This is a genomic window from Specibacter sp. NPDC078709, assembly GCF_040686795.1.
GTDB lineage: Bacteria > Actinomycetota > Actinomycetes > Actinomycetales > Micrococcaceae > Specibacter.
Genome location: NZ_JBFBLU010000003.1, coordinates 333106 through 349658 on the forward strand (window position 1 = coordinate 333106; position 16553 = coordinate 349658).

20 protein-coding genes are annotated in these 16553 nt (G+C 58.9%); 11 read left to right on the forward strand and 9 right to left on the reverse strand.

The window, feature by feature from the left end; genetic code table 11:
* Window positions 1-181: 181 nt before the first annotated feature.
* Window positions 182-1285, reverse strand: coding sequence for an FUSC family protein (locus AB0P14_RS08105; RefSeq protein ID WP_363840158.1), 1104 nt, complete (start codon window positions 1283-1285; stop codon window positions 182-184).
* A gap of 345 nt (window positions 1286-1630) precedes the next feature.
* On the opposite strand from AB0P14_RS08105, the gene AB0P14_RS08110 reads away from it, so the two are divergent.
* The 6 genes from AB0P14_RS08110 to AB0P14_RS08135 all read left to right on the forward strand — a co-directional run bounded on the left by AB0P14_RS08110 (window position 1631) and on the right by AB0P14_RS08135 (window position 5611).
* Window positions 1631-1900 carry a GlsB/YeaQ/YmgE family stress response membrane protein gene (locus AB0P14_RS08110; protein WP_218712523.1) on the forward strand — a complete coding sequence of 90 codons (270 nt, stop codon included), beginning with the start codon at window positions 1631-1633 and terminating at the stop codon, window positions 1898-1900.
* Window positions 1901-2099: 199 nt separating this feature from the next.
* Window positions 2100-2501 (forward strand): YtxH domain-containing protein, encoded by a 402-nt coding sequence (locus tag AB0P14_RS08115; RefSeq protein ID WP_218712524.1) that lies wholly within the window; start codon window positions 2100-2102, stop codon window positions 2499-2501.
* Between the two features lie 92 nt (window positions 2502-2593).
* On the forward strand, window positions 2594-3493 hold the full coding sequence (locus tag AB0P14_RS08120) for an SDR family oxidoreductase (RefSeq protein ID WP_218712525.1): 900 nt from the start codon (window positions 2594-2596) through the stop codon (window positions 3491-3493).
* A 162-nt stretch (window positions 3494-3655) separates the two neighbouring features.
* A complete protein-coding gene (locus AB0P14_RS08125; protein WP_218712526.1) occupies window positions 3656-4270 on the forward strand; it encodes a CinA family protein in 615 nt (204 codons plus the stop codon).
* Entirely contained in the window at window positions 4267-5331 is a 1065-nt protein-coding gene (locus AB0P14_RS08130) for an iron-containing redox enzyme family protein (protein WP_363840163.1), read from the forward strand. The genes AB0P14_RS08125 and AB0P14_RS08130 overlap by 4 nt, the downstream gene beginning before the upstream one ends.
* A gap of 1 nt (window position 5332) precedes the next feature.
* Window positions 5333-5611 carry a CDGSH iron-sulfur domain-containing protein gene (locus AB0P14_RS08135; protein ID WP_218712548.1) on the forward strand — a complete coding sequence of 93 codons (279 nt, stop codon included), beginning with the start codon at window positions 5333-5335 and terminating at the stop codon, window positions 5609-5611.
* Window positions 5612-5656: 45 nt separating this feature from the next.
* Here AB0P14_RS08135 and AB0P14_RS08140 read toward each other — a convergent pair whose 3' ends face one another.
* Window positions 5657-6175: a DUF6328 family protein gene (locus tag AB0P14_RS08140; RefSeq protein WP_253596391.1), complete on the reverse strand. Its 519-nt coding sequence runs from the start codon at window positions 6173-6175 to the stop codon at window positions 5657-5659.
* Window positions 6176-6365: 190 nt separating this feature from the next.
* Between AB0P14_RS08140 and AB0P14_RS08145 the strand changes: the two genes are divergently transcribed.
* Window positions 6366-7040: a DUF6766 family protein gene (locus tag AB0P14_RS08145; RefSeq protein ID WP_253596394.1), complete on the forward strand. Its 675-nt coding sequence runs from the start codon at window positions 6366-6368 to the stop codon at window positions 7038-7040.
* Window positions 7041-7122: 82 nt separating this feature from the next.
* Here the strand turns inward: AB0P14_RS08145 and AB0P14_RS08150 are convergent, their stop codons facing one another.
* The 5 genes from AB0P14_RS08150 to AB0P14_RS08170 all read right to left on the reverse strand — a co-directional run bounded on the left by AB0P14_RS08150 (window position 7123) and on the right by AB0P14_RS08170 (window position 12011).
* Complete coding sequence (locus AB0P14_RS08150; protein ID WP_363840467.1) at window positions 7123-8283, reverse strand: glutamate--cysteine ligase; 1161 nt, start codon at window positions 8281-8283, stop codon at window positions 7123-7125.
* Window positions 8284-8373: 90 nt separating this feature from the next.
* On the reverse strand, window positions 8374-8793 hold the full coding sequence (locus AB0P14_RS08155; RefSeq protein ID WP_363840167.1) for a hypothetical protein: 420 nt from the start codon (window positions 8791-8793) through the stop codon (window positions 8374-8376).
* Between the two features lie 364 nt (window positions 8794-9157).
* Window positions 9158-9673 carry a signal peptidase II gene (gene lspA / locus AB0P14_RS08160; RefSeq protein ID WP_306300004.1) on the reverse strand — a complete coding sequence of 172 codons (516 nt, stop codon included), beginning with the start codon at window positions 9671-9673 and terminating at the stop codon, window positions 9158-9160.
* Window positions 9670-11625, reverse strand: coding sequence for a cation-translocating P-type ATPase (locus AB0P14_RS08165; RefSeq protein WP_363840170.1), 1956 nt, complete (start codon window positions 11623-11625; stop codon window positions 9670-9672). The genes lspA and AB0P14_RS08165 overlap by 4 nt, the downstream gene beginning before the upstream one ends.
* A complete protein-coding gene (locus AB0P14_RS08170; protein WP_218712532.1) occupies window positions 11622-12011 on the reverse strand; it encodes a metalloregulator ArsR/SmtB family transcription factor in 390 nt (129 codons plus the stop codon). The genes AB0P14_RS08165 and AB0P14_RS08170 overlap by 4 nt, the downstream gene beginning before the upstream one ends.
* A gap of 109 nt (window positions 12012-12120) precedes the next feature.
* Here AB0P14_RS08170 and AB0P14_RS08175 point away from each other — a divergent pair, with 109 nt between their 5' ends.
* A complete protein-coding gene (locus AB0P14_RS08175; protein WP_218712533.1) occupies window positions 12121-12870 on the forward strand; it encodes a cytochrome c biogenesis CcdA family protein in 750 nt (249 codons plus the stop codon).
* A 146-nt stretch (window positions 12871-13016) separates the two neighbouring features.
* Here the strand turns inward: AB0P14_RS08175 and AB0P14_RS08180 are convergent, their stop codons facing one another.
* A complete protein-coding gene (locus AB0P14_RS08180; protein WP_363840173.1) occupies window positions 13017-13532 on the reverse strand; it encodes an N-acetyltransferase family protein in 516 nt (171 codons plus the stop codon).
* Window positions 13529-13879, reverse strand: a complete 351-nt coding sequence (locus tag AB0P14_RS08185; protein ID WP_218712535.1) for a metalloregulator ArsR/SmtB family transcription factor — start codon at window positions 13877-13879, stop codon at window positions 13529-13531. The genes AB0P14_RS08180 and AB0P14_RS08185 overlap by 4 nt, the downstream gene beginning before the upstream one ends.
* Window positions 13880-14024: 145 nt before the next feature.
* Between AB0P14_RS08185 and arsB the strand changes: the two genes are divergently transcribed.
* The 3 genes from arsB to trxB are packed head-to-tail and all read left to right on the forward strand — an operon-like array spanning window position 14025 to window position 16526.
* Complete coding sequence (gene arsB / locus AB0P14_RS08190) at window positions 14025-15071, forward strand: ACR3 family arsenite efflux transporter (RefSeq protein ID WP_363840470.1); 1047 nt, start codon at window positions 14025-14027, stop codon at window positions 15069-15071.
* A gap of 39 nt (window positions 15072-15110) precedes the next feature.
* Complete coding sequence (locus tag AB0P14_RS08195; RefSeq protein WP_218712536.1) at window positions 15111-15533, forward strand: arsenate reductase ArsC; 423 nt, start codon at window positions 15111-15113, stop codon at window positions 15531-15533.
* A gap of 18 nt (window positions 15534-15551) precedes the next feature.
* Window positions 15552-16526 (forward strand): thioredoxin-disulfide reductase, encoded by a 975-nt coding sequence (gene trxB, locus AB0P14_RS08200; protein WP_218712537.1) that lies wholly within the window; start codon window positions 15552-15554, stop codon window positions 16524-16526.
* The last annotated feature ends 27 nt before the right edge of the window (window positions 16527-16553 follow it).

A 16553-nucleotide genomic window follows, 5' to 3' on the forward strand; every position in this document is an offset into this window, starting at 1 on the left:
GCTGCGGCCGGTGTATTTCCCACGGTAATGATTCGATCACAGGAACGCCAGCCCCACTCAGTTTCTGCCTCACCCCAAATATCGGGCTATAGATGGCCAGGCCCAGCATCCTTAGGCGTTTTCGGTGTGGTCATTCTGCCAGAATTCAATGGCCCGGCTGTATCTGGAACAGTCAGCCAGCTCAAGGGCCGCCGCCGTCGGAACGTAGATGGCGGGTAAGTGCAGTGAGGATCCGCTGCACATCCAAGGCAGCGGCTGCTCCCGGTGCTAAAGAGTCAACGCCGGCGCCTTGAGGTGCTGCTGCGTGGCTGGCAGCGATGGCATCCGTCAAGGCGCTCAGGCGTGTGGACACACGGTTAATAGACTCCTGATGGTCATCGCCGTCCTCCCACGACTGCAGCAATCCGGCTGTTGCCGACAAGCACCGCCGTAGCGGTTCACGCAGCATCACTTCCAGCCGGAACTCGTTAGGCCCTTCCCAGATCGCTCCGGCCAAGACTTCAGAAAGATCCCGAACGTGGAACGTGATGTCCTCCAAAACAGCTAAGTCACCATAGCTGTTTGCAACCACGCCGTGGCGTGAACGGCGGAAGGCACGCGGGTTAGCCCGTTGACTTTCGGCCGCGTTGTGCACGGCATCCCTCACCTCAACAATGGCATCATCAAGCGCATGCCGCCGGGCCGCCCATTCTTCATGCTGTGGCGGCCACTGCTCACCCAAGGCGGCCGCCGCATCCTCTAGCTGGCTGATGAGTGTCAGCCGCGCCCTCGATATCTGTGCCCGAGCTGCATCGAGTGCCAGGGGCGGAAATATGCCCACATTAATCACGAGACCCACCACAACGCCAAATCCCATCTGAACGGCATATCCAATCGAAAATGCGTCGGCGTCTTGGCCCCCAATGATCAACACCAAAAGGACCGCTACGGGGACGTACTCCCGCCCAGCTCCGAGTCGAGGCATCCCCGCCAGTAAAACCCCCAAGCCAACTGCCGCAGAGATGGAGACCACGTTCGGATTTCCCAACAGAAGAACCCCGGCAGCCAAAACAATACCCAAAAGCAAACCAGCCAGAGATTGCACCGCCGTGCGCACCGATCCCATGAACGTTGGATACATGCTCACCAAGACCCCCAAAGGCGCGTAATAGGGGTAATCATCAACCACTCCAGGGAGGTGGGGTGCCAAAGACCAAGCAACACCCACCGCCAAGGCAGTCTTGGCGGCGAGCAACACACGTTGGCCCGTCACCGTGGATTTCATCCATGCACCCAACGTTGCCATGACACTCCCTTGCATTGGCTCTTATCGTGCACCTTTTAGTGTTGCACTCAAGAGCGTCAGCGAACCCGCCCTCATTCTGGAGATCTCTGGGATCGAACCCACCAGCCGGTCAAAAAGACGGCAAGCACCGCAGCCTGAGAGTGGAATGCCTGTGGGACCAGACTTGTATTTGAGAAGGACATTACGCCTTCTCGCCGCAATAAATGAAACATCTAGTGGAGATTTTTGTCCCTGTTGTGGTTAGGCTGTCATTGTCGGCCGTTGCATATGATGGCGGGGCCTTCTGGAAACTAGCTTCCGGATTTTTACCGTATAAAGTTAGCCATTCTTTTCTAAGGAGGAGTCATGGGTTTCATCGGATGGATCGTATTGGGCCTTATCGTGGGGGTCATCGTCAAGGCAGTCATGCCTGGCCGAGTCGGGGGCGGCTGGATCACCAGTCTGGTCTTGGGCGTTGTCGGCGCCGTGGTCGGTGGTTGGATCGGCGACTTGTTGTTCGGAGACGGAAAAATGGAATTTTGGAATCTCGGTTCCTGGATTCTCGCAATCGTTGGTGGCTTGGTTGTGGCCGGAATCTACGGCGCCATTACCGGCCGGAACAAAACTGCAGCCTAGGAGTTGCCCCGGTCGCGGTGCTGACCGCTCAACCGCAACCAGCACCGCGACAGCTTTCCTTTCTCTGCTTCCCGGCGTTTCGCTACTCCAACGCGAACGGTCCAGCGAAGCCCCGTGCGCACAAACGCAGAGCTGCCAAGAGGGAGGGAAGCATAAACACCTGAAATGACCGAGGTTCTCCACACAGAAGGATAACGTCATGAAATCGAAGCTAACATTTCTCGCCGGACTGACTGCCGGATACGTACTGGGCACCCGTGCAGGTCGAGCCAGTTACGAAAAAATCAAGGCCTCCGCGAAGAAATTATGGAACAGAGACGCCGTCCAGGCGACAGTCTCCAACATCCAAGAATCCGTTAAGGATCAAGCGGGCCATGCGGTGCACAAACTGATAGACCAAGTCTTACCAGCCCACAAGCGAGAATCGACCAGTGCTGCCACCCCGCTGGACTCAGTCTCCGATGCCACTGCCGCCACACCTCTGGATATCGCCTCTGAGGTTTCGGATGAGTTTCCGGACGCAGCGCTCAACGGTGGCGAGGGCCAAAACTGGACTGGCCGGAGCAAGTCCGGGCCTGCACATCCAAAGACTGGAATCTGAACGGCAGTCACCACCGGCATGAGCCAACTGCCATGATGTCTAATCTGGACCACTAGTTCTAGTGTTTGCAAGTTCATTGAAAGGAATTACTGATGACGAACAATGACCAGTACACATTCCAAAACCCTGTCACCCGCTACCCCAGCATCAGCCCGCCCATCCAAGATCAGCCCGAGCCCGGGTTGGACCGTGATTTGAAGCCGCACACGGACCGCGGCGAGAAGTCCTACCGAGGCACTGGCCGGCTAGTAGGCCGAAAAGCCTTAATTACCGGGGCAGATTCCGGCATTGGTGCCGCTGTTGCCATTGCTTTCGCCCGTGAGGGGGCAGACGTGGCGCTGTCCTATCTCCCCGTTGAAGAGCCTGACGCGCAAAAGGTTGCAGCAATCATCCGTGAATGCGGGCAAAACGCCGTGGCCTTGCCCGGAGACATCTCAGAAGCTTCCACCGCACGTGAATTGGTGGCTAACGCCGTCGAACAGCTTGGCGGGCTGGACATCGTCGTCAACAACGCCGGACGGCAAATTGCTGTGGAGAAACTAGAGGATCTCAGCGATGAGCAGTTCGAAGAAACGTTTAAGACAAATATCTTCGCCATGTTCTGGATTACCAAGGCAGCCTTGCCACATTTGGCTCCAGGGTCAACCATCATCAATACCACCTCGATTCAGGCTTACAACCCCTCGCCTACGCTGATCGACTATGCCTCCACCAAGGCAGCTATTAATAACTTCTCCAAGGGCCTCGCCCAGCAATTGGCTCCACGCGGCATTCGCGTCAACGCCGTGGCGCCAGGGCCAATTTGGACTCCGCTTCAAGTCAGCGACGGCCAGCCCAAAGAAGCCCTGCCTAAGTTCGGTAAAGACACCCCGCTCGGTAGGGCGGGGCAACCGACGGAACTAGCACCGGCGTTTGTTTTTCTCGCCTCACCTGAATCCAGCTACGTGTCCGGGGAAACACTGAACGTCAATGGCGGAACCCCCTCCCCCTAACTTGTGAACCGCCCAAAAATGACTTCAACCCGCGAGCTGCCTCTCACGCTAGCTCCGCTGATGAAGGTATGACATGGGCACCTGGCACCAGAGAGACCTAGAAAAGAAGGAAACTGTGATTTTTGTACCAGCTATCAGATGCCTTCCGGGTAGGGATCCTCGATGCCTGCAACAGAGCATGCCGCGCAGGAGAACATCATGAAGGCCCCTCATCCGGATCGCTTGCTGGAAAAATCAGTGGAGATCTCTGCACGAATTTCACGCATCATGCGCCGGGCACACCACAAGGTGGCCGCTGCGGAATCCCTGACAAGCGGGAGTATTTCATGCCATCTGGGGGCGGCTGAAAGTTCCTCCGAATGGTTTCTCGGCTCCGTAATTGCCTACGACAGTGAAGTGAAATTCTCAGTTTTGGGAGTCGAACGCGGTGACGTCATTACGGCCGACTGTGCCCGGCAGATGGCCGATGGGACAGCGGAAATGATGCACGCAGACTTCGCTGTAGCTGTGACCGGCGCGGGTGGACCGGAGCCTGAAGAAGGCCAACCCGCGGGGACTGTATTTATTGCTGTTCACACACCAACTGGGACCTCCGTAGCCAAACACCGCTTTCTAGGAAACCCGTCCGAGGTTGTGCAGGAGACCACATTACGTGCGCTACAGATGCTCGAGGCAGCAACAATCAACTTAGTCCGTGTCCCGGATGCTGAATCCGGCAGCGATGCCGTGTCAACCACGCGTCCGGGGAACGATCCACACTCAGGAGAACCCCAATGAAATTTCCAACAGCCCGCGGCCCAGCCAGCCGATCGTTAGTGAACCTGTTGCGGGGCTCAGCAGAGAATCAAGCAGAGGATTTCAGCCCGTTCCTGGACAGTGTTGCCAGCGGTGTAGCGCAGACGCAGGGCATGCTGGCTGATGAGGACCTACAACTGACTCTATTTATCCTCTACGAGCTGCACTACAGCGGCTTGGCGCAAGCGGATGAACGATGGGAATGGAACCCCTCCCTGATCACCGCACGAGGGCAACTTGAGTCCGCCTTCGAACAGGAATTGCGCGCCGCCGTCGTGCTTCCAGAACTAAATGCTCGCACGAGTGATGCAGTGGCGGAGGCCCTGTTCGCCATGGCCGCTGTGGACACTGGGCCGTCCATGTCCCGTTTTGTTGCCAAAGCGGCCACAGTGGAACAACTGCAGGAATTTCTGATCCATAAATCCATCTATCAACTCAAGGAAGCCGATCCGCACACGTGGGCCATTCCACGCCTGACTGGTCGGTCGAAGGCTGCCATGGTAGAGATTCAGGCAGATGAATATGGTGGCGGACGGCCGGAGCGGATGCATTCGGCCCTTTTTGCCCGCACCATGCGAGGGTTAGGACTTGACGAAGACTACGGCGGCTATGTGGACGCAGTGCCCGCGCTGACTTTGGCTGGAACCAACATGATGTCCATGTTTGGACTGAACAGGCGCCTCAGGGGCGCTATCGTGGGCCACCTCGCTGCCTACGAAATGACGTCGTCCCAGCCTAACCGGCTCTACGGTAATGGATTCCGTCGGCATGGTTTCAAGGAGGACGTCACAGGCTACTTTGACGAACATGTAGAGGCCGATGCAGTGCATGAGCAGATCGCCGGCCGGGACTTAGCCGGCGGGCTCTTTGACGCCGAACCGGCACTCCTAGAAGACATCTACTTCGGCGCGGCTGCGGCACTTGCCCTCGATGCGATGTCCACCCGAAGAACAATGGACGCCTGGGAATCCGGCACCACTTCACTTCTGGCACCCCTACCCACCACTCCCCTGCACATCGAGAAAGTCCCCGCCCATGACTAAGATGCCTACAGCAAGCAAAGAAGAGCCCAAAGTCCCCGGGAGCTCAGACCAAGGTCATGTGCATGTGAGGGATACATCCGTCCCGGAAATAGTGGCTTGCCCAGATGGGCCGCTGTTGGTGCGCGGCGATTTTGAGATCGTGTCAACCACGGGAGAGGCCCTGCCTCGACGTAGAAAAACTGTGGCTTTATGCCGCTGCGGAGCATCAGGGATCAAGCCATATTGCGACGGCACGCACAAATTGATTGGGTTCCGCACCGGCCCTGAAACCGGACAGTAGGCAAAGCTCATGCTTTCCACACATTACTGGCGGCAGTTCGGGCTTTCAGTGCCGTGCACGGCTGCCCCTGATTCGACGGGGATAAATCAGCAACCCAAGCAGCAGCGCAAGGCCGAATGCCGCGGCGACCAAGGCCGCTGCCAGCCCGTCCAACACCAGATAGAAAATCAGGGCCGTTGTGCCCATCACCAGCAGCCCAATCAGCCACAACACCACACTGACCACCCGGTGCCCCGAAGCCACCAACCGGTCCTTAACCCGCAGGCCAAACAGCTCACGGTGCATGGCGACAGGAACCAACATCAGGCAGGTGGTTCCGGCTGCCAGAACCACCAAGCCCAAGTACAGCGCTACTGCGAATGCGTCCAAGTCAGTGAACCTCTGCTGGAACGGCAACGTCAGCAGAAATCCCGCGATGATCTGAGTGCCGGTCTGCATGACACGCAGTTCCTGCAGCAGGTCGTCCCAGTTGCGGTCCCGCTTCTCATTGCGGGTTTCGTGACGCCCGGTGCCAGCATCCGCTATCCCATCATGTTCGGTGCCGTCCATCCCAGCAGTAGTCATTGCGGCCTCGATTCTGCCCGCCACGGGGCCTGTCGCTTGAGGGTTGCCGATGCTCTTTATCGTAGGGTCCACAACAGCACCGGGGAAAGGAAGCAATCATGAGACGGCAATTTATCGCATATCTGCTCGTCATTGCCCTAGGCCTGATATTCATCCTAGTGGTCGGCTTTTCACAGAGTTAGGACATGCCATGAAAAAAACATTGCGCGAGAATGGTTTGGGTTTATTCTTTGGCCTGATTTTTCTGCTGGCTCTCCTAGGCCAAGCACTTACCGGCCATGCGCTGTACAACGAAGAACAACTCTCAGCCGGCTTTCCCACCGTCAGCTTAGGACAGTATGTAACGTCTGCCAGCTTCGGGGTAGATGTAGCCGAGAACTGGCAATCTGAGTATTTGCAGTTCCTGCTCTACATTGTGGCCACCGTCTGGCTAGTACAAAAAGGCTCTCCGGAATCCAAAGAACTGGACAAGATTGGGCCCGAGACCGACAAAGAGCAACTCACGGGAGACTATGCAACCTCGCGCTCCCCCGCCTGGGCGAAATTGTCAGGCTGGCGCCATCAGGTTTTCGCCAACTCCCTCGTACTCGTCATGGGTTCGATATTCTTTCTGTCCTGGTTTGCCCAATCTGTGGCCGGCGTCAGTGCCTATAACGAAAAACAAGTTCAAGATCTACAAGACACCCTGACATGGGGCCAATATGTTCTGTCTCCCGAGTTCTGGAATCGCACACTGCAGAACTGGCAATCAGAATTCCTCGCAGTTGGATCCATGGTGGTGCTCTCCATTTACCTGCGTCAACGCGGGTCCCCCGAATCCAAGCCCGTCGGAGCAGCCCACGAAGCTACAGGAACTACAGGGTAAGGTCCCCCGTCAACGACTAGTCGTTAAGAATTGGTCCATTGGATGGCCAATGCTGTTGGTTTGGGCTTAGGCAAGGTGCCCGTCAACTTAAAGAGTCAGACTCCATCGGTCTGGGATCATTAGGCCCGAGATGACCGGCGACGGGAAGATGAGCCGATGATTCGCTCCTGACGGCCTTGGCCAGAAACGAGGCAAGCCCCTTTTGACCTGCAGTGTTGAAGGCAAGGCGTTGCCGATCGGGCCCTGTACCGACCAGAAGTAACTGTTCGGTCAAAGCGGTGACAATGGCAAGGTCTCCCGACACTTCTAATGCCTGCTGCATAGTATCGAGCAAAGACTGAACCGCTTCCGACGCTGGCATCAGACTGTGATGCAACGGATGTACCAGTTGGGCAGACAGGCCGTACCGCGCCGCGTGCCATAGCGCCGCGTCCAATAGCTCAGGGTCCTGGCCTGGCTTTACTGTCCCGGGATGTGCCATCGATGTGAGAACTATGGCACGGATGAGAAGTGCTAACAGCAGCGTGGTGGAAGGATTGAGCTGAGCATCTGCGACCCGAACTTCCACAGTAGGATGACGGGCAGAAAGCCGAGCCGACCATGAAATGGACCCCTCATCAGGGGTGATCCCCATGCCTATCAGGGCTTGGATCCTTTGATCATAATCAGTAGGATCGACGAATTCGGGCGGACACCCTGCAGTGCTCCAGCGCCGATATTGGATTGCACGCCAGCTGGAAAAACCGGTGTCCTGCCCACACCAATACGGTGAGTTAGCTGACATCGCCAGAACCGTCGGAAGCCAGCGGCGCAAGAAATTCAAGGAAACTATCCCTGCCTCCCGGCTTGGGACCCCCACATGGATATGGAGCCCATTAATATAATGCTCCGATGCCAGAAGGCCAATGCATTCTGCAATTTCCCTATACCTACTATTCTCGGTCACCATTGGACGCACTGGATTCATAAAGGAAGTGCCGACACCGGCTACTACCGCACCGTATTCCTCAGCGCATGCAGCCAAAACAGACCTGAAGTCCCACAACGCTTGAGCGGCCTCGTCAAACTGCATCAACACCGGCGAGCAATACTCCACCTGACACCGAAGAAACTCACTGTGAACGATGTCAGGTCCAAAGCCGAAGGTTGCAAGTCCCCGTTGAATATCGGCCGCGATCGGAACGGGCACCAGTGTAGCGCGGTCAAGAAGAACGAACTCTTCCTCAATCCCAAATGTCAACATTTCATGCACCTACTTCCATCCTTACTCATGGGAAAGTCATGAAATTCATAGCACCACAAGACAACAGAGGGCTGATCAGCGGATAGGGCACTAGTTTGGTATGGCTATTTGAAATCCGCAACGACACCGCAGAACAACTGAAGGAATACGGACGTAGTGCAAACCAGTCACTTCGTCTTCATCGACACCCACGCCGGATATTTTCATGTCGCCTTCTTCCATCGGCTCACCGCAATGTATGTAGTACCTTCCGAACCTCAAAACGCCGGGTATCTCATCGCCTTCCGCAAGGAAGCTGGCCACATCCTGCACGGATGCCTCATGAGCGTAGAAGGACTCGCAGATACCACAGCTATATTCCACTGCAATCCCCCCGTCTCTCCGAGGCACCAGTGACTCGATGGATTCGATGATCAGATGCTCCGATGTACAGCAAGCCGAACAAACGATCTGTGGCATCTGCAGTGGAGCATCTTCCTCGGTTTTACTCTGATGCGGATTCGTTTTCATCTCAACCTCTCCTAAATCAGATCAGTGGGAATAGAAGGCGGTTGCCCCCGATTGCACACGAATAATTTTCGAATCAGTCTTTACACGTGGGACCACAGTTTCCCTTTTTCATCAGCCATATCACCCAAGCCTCGGGGCCAAACAACTGGTGGTGAAATGAATGTTAACCCTGTTGCTGCAGAGTGTCCACGGCCGACCCTCAAAAAAAACACATACAGCCCTCTGAAGACCATAGCGCTCAGATCCTGTCCTATCTTCAGAAATTGATGGGCCAATCACGGCGCTGGAGGGTTCCACCCTGTCTACGTCTCGGTGCAGAATTGGGGCATGTGTGGACGATACGTAGTCGCTCGGGGAGTAGGTATTATTCTTCAGCAGCGGTCCGTGAAGGGGCGGCACGAAGGGTACCGATAGCATAGAGAAGCACTCCGACGGTGACGAATACATCGGCCAGATTGAAGGTGGCGAACCATCCGGTGTGCAGGTAGTCCACCACACCGTGCCCGTCCAGCCGGTCAATGAAATTGCCGAGTGCACCACCGATCAACAATGTCGCCCCTGTTCTGGAAAACTTGCTCATAGCCGGTGCTGAAGCAACCGCATACCAAATTAGGGCGGTGATGATCAGCCCGGTGACCGCGATAACGACCCCGGCAGGAAGATCCGCACCAAAGCTAAACGCGACGCCTGGGTTGTAGAGCAATCGGAAATTGATCAGACCAAGGTCGGTCGTTGAACCGTCGGATAGCAAAGCTTCGGCCATTGTCTTGATGGCAAGATCCACGGCAACCAGGACTGCGGCGCAAAGCAGCATGCCGATCCTGATCACGCGTATCCGCCGCTTCCCGGGGGCGGCTGCCTCCAGGGCCTGGGCGCTCAAGCTGCCGGCTCCAAGGACGGCACCGGCTGTGTGCTTTTCAGTGTGGTCTTGCCACTGATCCGGCCGGCCCGGACGCCGTTGGCAATTACCACAATTTCTGCCAATTCGTGGATAAGGACTACCGCGGCCAAGCCGAGGACACCAAAGAGAGCCAAGGGGATGAGTGCGGCAATCAGCAACAGGGACAAGCCCACGTTCTGGAGCATAATGCGCCGTGTGTTGCGTGCGTGGTCCAGTACCTGGGGTAGGTGGTTCAGGTCCTCACCCATCAGTGCAATATCCGCGGTTTCGATGGCCACATCGGTACCCATGGCTCCCATCGCGATTCCTGAGTCGGCCGTGGCCAAGGCGGGCGCGTCATTGACTCCGTCGCCAACCATCGCGGTGGGCTGACGGGTTTGGAGGGTGCGGATGATCTCTGCCTTGTCCTCCGGGCGCAGGTCGGCGTGGACTTCGGTAATGCCCGCTGCCTTGCCCAGGGCTGTTGCGGTAATGACGTTGTCACCGGTGAGCATGGCCGTGGTGTATCCGGCCGCGGTGAGCTTGGCGATGACCTCACGGGCCTCGGGGCGCAGTTCATCGCGGACACCGATGGCTCCGATGACTTGCCCGTCGTCCTCGATAAGTACGGCGGTGGCCCCTGCATGCTGCATCCGCTCAATGTCGCCGGACAAGGCACCAGCATTAATCCAGCCCGGGCGGCCAAGTCGAACAAGACGCCCGTCGAGTCGGCCCTCTAGGCCCGCCCCGGGAATCGTGTCCACGTCGGTGACCGATGCCCGGTCGGTGGTCGAGGCGAGGATGGCGCGGGCCAGCGGGTGTTCGCTGCGGGCTTCCAGCCCCGCTGCGAGGGCAAGAACCTGGTCCCGCGTCACGGAGCTGGTGCCAACAACCTCGATCACTGAAGGCTTGTTCCGTGTCAGTGTTCCGGTCTTGTCCAGGGCGATGGTGCGGATCTTGCCCAGAGTTTCCAGGGCGCCGCCGCCCTTGATGAGCACCCCGATCCGACTGGCAGCCCCAACGGAGGCCACAACGGTCACGGGTACGGAGATAGCCAGCGCGCAGGGCGAGGCCGCAACCAGGACAACCAGTGCGCGTTCGAACCACAAGGCCGGTTCCCCAACGATGAACCCGAAGACGATGATCAGGGCTGCGGCAATCAGGATGCCGGGGACCAGTTTCTTGGCGATGGAGTCAGCCAGTCGCTGGCCTGGGCCCTTGCGAGATTGCTCGGCTTCAACGATGTGCACGATCTTGGCCAGCGAGTTGTTCTCTGCGGTGCTGGTGACCTCCACCTCCAGCGGACCGGTGCCGTTGATGGAACCGGCGTAGACCTCGGAGCCGGGACCGACCTCGACCGGGACGGATTCGCCGGTCAGTGCCGAGGTGTCCAGGGAGGTGCGTCCGGTGACAATCCTCCCGTCTGTGGCCAAGCGTTCCCCGGGCCGCACAACCATCCGGTCCCCTGGGACCAAGACAGAAGGCGACACCGTGGCTTCGATTCCATTGCGCAGGACCCTGGCCTCGGCCGGAACCAAATCCAACAAGGCCCGCAACCCGCGCCGGGTTTTGGCCAGCGAATATTCTTCCAATCCCTCCGAAATCGCATAGAGGAAGGCCAGCATGGCCGCTTCCTCGAACTGACCCAAGGCCACGGCACCGACTGCGGCAATGGTCATCAGCGTACCTACGCCGATCTTTCCCTTAAATAGACGTCGGAGCGTGGAGGGAACAAACGTCCAGGCAGCAACCAACAATGCGCCGAGTTCCAGCGGCAGCGTCACAAAGCCGGGGCCACCCGCCAGCGAGGTGATCCACGCCGCCAGCAGCAGCACACCGGCCACGGCGGCCGCACGAACTTCAGTCACCTGCCAGAATCCGGTGGCTTCCTCAGTCTCTTCTGATCCGCCGGACTTCGGCTCGTCGTCGCTGCATCCACAGGCGTCGCTCATTGTGCAGCCTCCTGGCTTGGCTGGGTGGCACTGAGGGAATCAACGCCAAAGTTCGGGCACAAGCTCACCGCATTGCCAGTGGCAGCAAGCAGAATCTCGGCCTGGGCAAGCATGTCCATCAATTCAGGGCGGGAGAGGGAGTAATACACGCTTCGTCCCTGCATCCTCCCCTCCACAAGGCCACAGTCACGAAGGCAGGCTACATGGGCCGAAACCGTGGACTGTGCCAACCCCAGTTCGTTCGTAATGTCGCCAACGCGAACCTCACCGCCGGCCATCCTCTTCACAATCGACAACCTGGTCGGATCGCTCAGGGAATGAAACAACGCTGCAGCAGGGTCAAGGTGCCCACACGCATCCAGTGACCTATCAAGTTTTATCGTCATAAGACGATGTTATCCCCTAATTCGGATGTTATCGACTGTTGCCTGTAATATCGGGGAGCGTCCGTAACAGGACGCGCAACCAGGCACAATCCTAAATAAGGGGACCTTGATGAGTATTGGCGGGTATTTCGCCGAGATGGTGCAGTCCGGCGCGCTGCTGATGGCGATGCCATTGGCCATGATCGCCGGGGTCGTGTCGTTCATCTCCCCATGCATTCTTCCCCTCGTCCCGGGCTATTTGGGCTACGTTTCAGGGTTGACGGACCCAACAAAACCTGACAACCGGCGTCGAGTCCTTGCGGGAGTCGGACTCTTCATACTCGGCTTCGCTGCGGTATTCACTCTTTACGGTGCCGCCTTTGGCATGATCGGCGGATGGCTCCAACGGTGGCAAGGTACCTTAATTCAAACCCTTGGCATCTTTGTTGTACTCATGGGATTGGTCTTGGTTGGAGGATTCTCCTTCCTGCAGACAACCCGGAAGCTGTCGTTCAAGCCGCGTACCGGCATTGCCGGAGCACCACTCCTCGGGATCGTATTTGGCCTGGGGTGGACTCCCTGCATGGGTCCCACCCTCAGTGCTGTCCTGGCACTTAGTACCACCACAGGCAATCCCTGGCGCGGGGCATTGCTAGGGTTCCTGTACTGCCTGGGCCTTGGTATCCCATTCGTCCTCGTGGCCTTGGGCCTGAATTGGGTCAGTAAGACGCTCGGATTCATTCGTCGGCATATTCGCATTTTCAACATCGTCGGCGGAGCCCTATTAATTCTTGTCGGCATCATGATGGTCACTGGCGTCTGGATGATGTGGATCTACCAACTACAAAACCTCGCCGGCACCATCACCACACCGGTCTAACACTCACCGTGCCTGCACTCGCCCAACCACCGGCGCGCAACGTGAAATCCGCCGGGTGTGACTGTTAGCTTCGCTTGGCGGTTAAATCGCGGATTGGTTTGGCGGCTCCGAGTCAGCGCAAATGTGAGTGGCGGTGCGCGCCCACCTCACAAGCGTTGTTCGACCAAGATTGTGTCCCGCCAAATGCCGGCGTAGGGCCCGTAGGTCATATGAGCGACGCGTTCGCGGTGGCCGATCTCCCTGAATCCTGCTTTGCTGTGGAGGGCCCGGCTGGCGGTGTTTTCCGCGAAAATCCCGGATTGAATTGTCCAGTAGCCATTGACCCGGGCGCGCGTAATCAGTTCCCGCAGGAGTTGGGTGGCGATGCCCCTGCCTGCCTTAGCCTGGTCAATGTACACAGAGTGCTCGATGACGCCACGGTAGACCGCCCTGGCTGAGGTGGGCGATGCTGCAGCCCAGCCCACAACGGCCCCACTGGTGTCTTCAGCGACGATGCGGAGCTCGGGGATCCTTGCGGACAGAAAGTCAGCTTTCGCCGGCACGTGCTCTTCAAAGGTGGGGTTGCCGGTGGCGATTCCCTGGGCATAAATGTCCTGGACAGCGTCCCAGTCAGCGTCAGTCATGAGGCGGATCTGCACGCCCCCGCCTTGATGCGCGGTCACAGGCCGGTGATAATCGTGGCGGCCTTTTCGAGGGCACCGGGGACTAGGGAGTAGTAGGCCCAAGTGCCGCGCTTTTCGCGCTCCAGGAGTCCGGCGTCCACCAAGATCTTCAAATGGTGCGAGACGGTGGGCTGGCCTAGGTCCAGGGGTTCGGTGAGGTCACATACGCAGGCCTCGCCGCCGTCGCCGGCTTTGACGATGGAGAGCAACCGCAGCCGGTTCGGATCCGAGAGTGCCTTGAGAATCCGGGCGGAATCCTGGGCATCAGCGGCGTTGAGCACGGGCCGGTCGCTGGGTGCGCAGCAGACTTGCTCGGTCGTTGTTTCCATCGTTAATGCAGTGTTCATGTACCCATTATGCCAAGATATTGACAATTGTCGATGTAACCCTCAATACTTCTTATATCGACAGTCATCAATCTTAGCTGGATCCCCTAGGAGCCTTGTGAGTACCACGACCACCACACCCCCTGCCTCTGGAGAGGCCGCCGTCATGGGCAAGCTCTCCACCTTGGACCGGTTCCTGCCGGTCTGGATCATTGCCGCGATGGCTGTTGGCCTGTTGTTGGGTAAGTTTGTTCCGGGCCTGAACACCGCATTGGACGCGGTGAAGATCGGCTCGGTGTCCCTGCCCATTGCGATCGGCCTGCTGGTGATGATGTACCCGGTTCTGGCGAAGGTCCGCTACAACGAGACCGGCCGGGTCCTGGCGGACCGCAAACTGATGATCACCTCACTGATCATCAACTGGGTGGCGGCGCCGGCGTTCATGTTTGCCCTCGCCTGGATCTTTGTGCCCGATCTTCCCGAGTACCGCACTGGGTTGATCATTGTGGGCCTGGCCCGCTGCATCGCCATGGTCATGATCTGGAACGATCTGGCCTGCGGGGACCGCGAAGCCGCCACGGTGCTGGTGCTCATCAACTCCGTCTTCCAGGTCTTCGCCTTCGGCGTCCTGGGCTGGTTCTACCTCCAGATCCTGCCGGGCTGGCTGGGCCTTCCCACCACCAGCGCCGACTTCTCCTTCTGGGCCATCACCGCCTCGGTGCTGATCTTCCTCGGCATCCCGCTGTTGGCGGGGTTCCTGACCCGCACCCTGGGCGAAAAGGCCAAGGGCCGTGACTGGTACGAAGGTAAGTTCCTACCCAAGCTGGGCCCGTGGGCCCTGTACGGCCTGCTGTTCACGATCGTGCTGCTGTTCGCCCTCCAGGGCGATGCCATCACCTCCAACCCGATGGATGTGGCCCGGATTGCGCTGCCCCTGCTGGTCTACTTCATCGTCGTCTTCACCGCCGGCATGGTCATCGGCCGCATCCTGAACCTGGGCTACGCCAAGACCACCACCCTGGCCTTCACCGCCTCGGGCAACAACTTCGAGCTCGCCATCGCCGTCGCAATCGGCACCTTCGGCGTCACCAGCGGCCAGGCCCTGGCCGGCGTCGTCGGACCCCTCATCGAGGTTCCCGTCCTGGTTGCCCTGGTTTACGTGGCCCTGTGGGCCCGCAAACGATTCTTCACCAGCCAGCCCCTGTCAGTTTGATCCCAAATTCCCCGTCATTTCCTTGAGGAGCATGAACTCATGAGCACCACCGAAACCGCCAAGAAGCCCTCCGTCCTGTTCGTCTGCGTGCACAACGCCGGCCGCTCCCAGATGGCCGCGGCCTACCTGACCACCCTCTCCAACGGGGCCATTGAGGTCCGCTCCGCCGGCTCCGCACCGGCCGCTTCGATCAACCCGGCCGCCGTGGCCGCCATGGCGGAGGAGGGCATCGACATGTCCACCGAGATCCCCAAGGTCCTCACCACCGAGGCCGTGAAGGAATCCGACGTCGTGATCACCATGGGCTGCGGGGATACTTGCCCGTTCTTCCCCGGCAAGCGCTACGAGGACTGGGAACTTGAAGACCCGGCCGGGCAGGGCGTGGACGCCGTCCGCCCGATCCGGGACGACATCAAGGCCCGCATCCAGGCCCTCATCGCCGAACTCCTCCCCACCGCCTAGCCAAGGACTGCACCTGTCATGACTGAACAAATCATCATCATCGGCTCAGGCCCCGCCGGGTACACGGCCGCGATCTACGCCGCCCGGGCCGGGCATGCGCCGCTGGTCATCGCCGGCGCCGTCACCGCCGGCGGCGCGCTGATGAACACCACCGAAGTCGAGAACTTCCCCGGCTTCCCTGCCGGCATCCAGGGCCCGGAGTTGATGGATAACCTCCAAGAACAAGCCGAACGCTTCGGCGCCCGCATCATCTTCGATGACGTCACCGCCGCCACCCTGACCGGGCCCGTCAAGACGGTGACCACCGCGGCGGGCGACAGTTACGAGGCCACGGCGATCATCCTGGCCACCGGCTCCGCCTACAAGGAGCTTGGCCTGCCGGAAGAGAAGAAGTTCCTCGGCCACGGCCTGTCGATGTGCGCCACCTGCGACGGGTTCTTCTTCCGCGAGCACGACATCGTCGTGGTCGGCGGGGGCGACTCAGCCATGGAGGAAGCGACGTTTTTGACCCGCTTCGCGAAGTCCGTGACCTTGATCGTGCGTCGTGATGAGCTCCGGGCCTCGAAGATCATGGCGCAACGGGCCATGGAGAACCCGAAGATCCGCATCATGTACAACAGCGCCGTCACCGCCATTCAGGGTGAGGGCAAGGTTTCCGGTGTCACCGTGCGCGACACCATCACCGGCACCGAACAGGACCTGGCAGTTACGGGTGTCTTTGTTGCCATCGGCCACCTGCCCCGCACCGAGTTGGTGGCCGGGCAGGTCGATTTGGACGAGAACGGGTACATCCGGGTTCAGGCACCAACGACGCACACGAATCTCGAGGGCGTGTTTGCCTGTGGTGACGCCGTTGACTCCCGGTACCGGCAAGCCATCACCGCAGCGGGAACCGGGGCCGCCGCCGGCCTGGACGCCAAGAGCTACCTCGCTGAAATCGATGACCGCCACAGCAGCACCGCGGCCCACTTGGCCGTCCCTGTGCCCGCCTAGTCACCACAATGGAGGGAGGTGAAAGCC

Coding starts and splice junctions, on each gene's coding strand:
- AB0P14_RS08135 (WP_218712548.1), top strand. CDS start 5,333: ATGCCTACAGCAAGCAAAGAAGAGCCCAAAGTCCCCGGGAGCTCAGAC.
- AB0P14_RS08115 (WP_218712524.1), top strand. CDS start 2,100: ATGAAATCGAAGCTAACATTTCTCGCCGGACTGACTGCCGGATACGTA.
- AB0P14_RS08125 (WP_218712526.1), top strand. CDS start 3,656: ATGCCTGCAACAGAGCATGCCGCGCAGGAGAACATCATGAAGGCCCCT.
- AB0P14_RS08105 (WP_363840158.1), bottom strand. CDS start 1,285: ATGGCAACGTTGGGTGCATGGATGAAATCCACGGTGACGGGCCAACGT.
- AB0P14_RS08145 (WP_253596394.1), top strand. CDS start 6,366: ATGAAAAAAACATTGCGCGAGAATGGTTTGGGTTTATTCTTTGGCCTG.
- AB0P14_RS08170 (WP_218712532.1), bottom strand. CDS start 12,011: ATGACGATAAAACTTGATAGGTCACTGGATGCGTGTGGGCACCTTGAC.
- AB0P14_RS08185 (WP_218712535.1), bottom strand. CDS start 13,879: ATGAACACTGCATTAACGATGGAAACAACGACCGAGCAAGTCTGCTGC.
- AB0P14_RS08195 (WP_218712536.1), top strand. CDS start 15,111: ATGAGCACCACCGAAACCGCCAAGAAGCCCTCCGTCCTGTTCGTCTGC.
- AB0P14_RS08110 (WP_218712523.1), top strand. CDS start 1,631: ATGGGTTTCATCGGATGGATCGTATTGGGCCTTATCGTGGGGGTCATC.
- AB0P14_RS08175 (WP_218712533.1), top strand. CDS start 12,121: ATGAGTATTGGCGGGTATTTCGCCGAGATGGTGCAGTCCGGCGCGCTG.
- AB0P14_RS08120 (WP_218712525.1), top strand. CDS start 2,594: ATGACGAACAATGACCAGTACACATTCCAAAACCCTGTCACCCGCTAC.
- AB0P14_RS08165 (WP_363840170.1), bottom strand. CDS start 11,625: ATGAGCGACGCCTGTGGATGCAGCGACGACGAGCCGAAGTCCGGCGGA.
- arsB (WP_363840470.1), top strand. CDS start 14,025: ATGGGCAAGCTCTCCACCTTGGACCGGTTCCTGCCGGTCTGGATCATT.
- AB0P14_RS08155 (WP_363840167.1), bottom strand. CDS start 8,793: ATGAAAACGAATCCGCATCAGAGTAAAACCGAGGAAGATGCTCCACTG.
- AB0P14_RS08130 (WP_363840163.1), top strand. CDS start 4,267: ATGAAATTTCCAACAGCCCGCGGCCCAGCCAGCCGATCGTTAGTGAAC.
- trxB (WP_218712537.1), top strand. CDS start 15,552: ATGACTGAACAAATCATCATCATCGGCTCAGGCCCCGCCGGGTACACG.
- AB0P14_RS08150 (WP_363840467.1), bottom strand. CDS start 8,283: ATGTTGACATTTGGGATTGAGGAAGAGTTCGTTCTTCTTGACCGCGCT.
- AB0P14_RS08140 (WP_253596391.1), bottom strand. CDS start 6,175: ATGACTACTGCTGGGATGGACGGCACCGAACATGATGGGATAGCGGAT.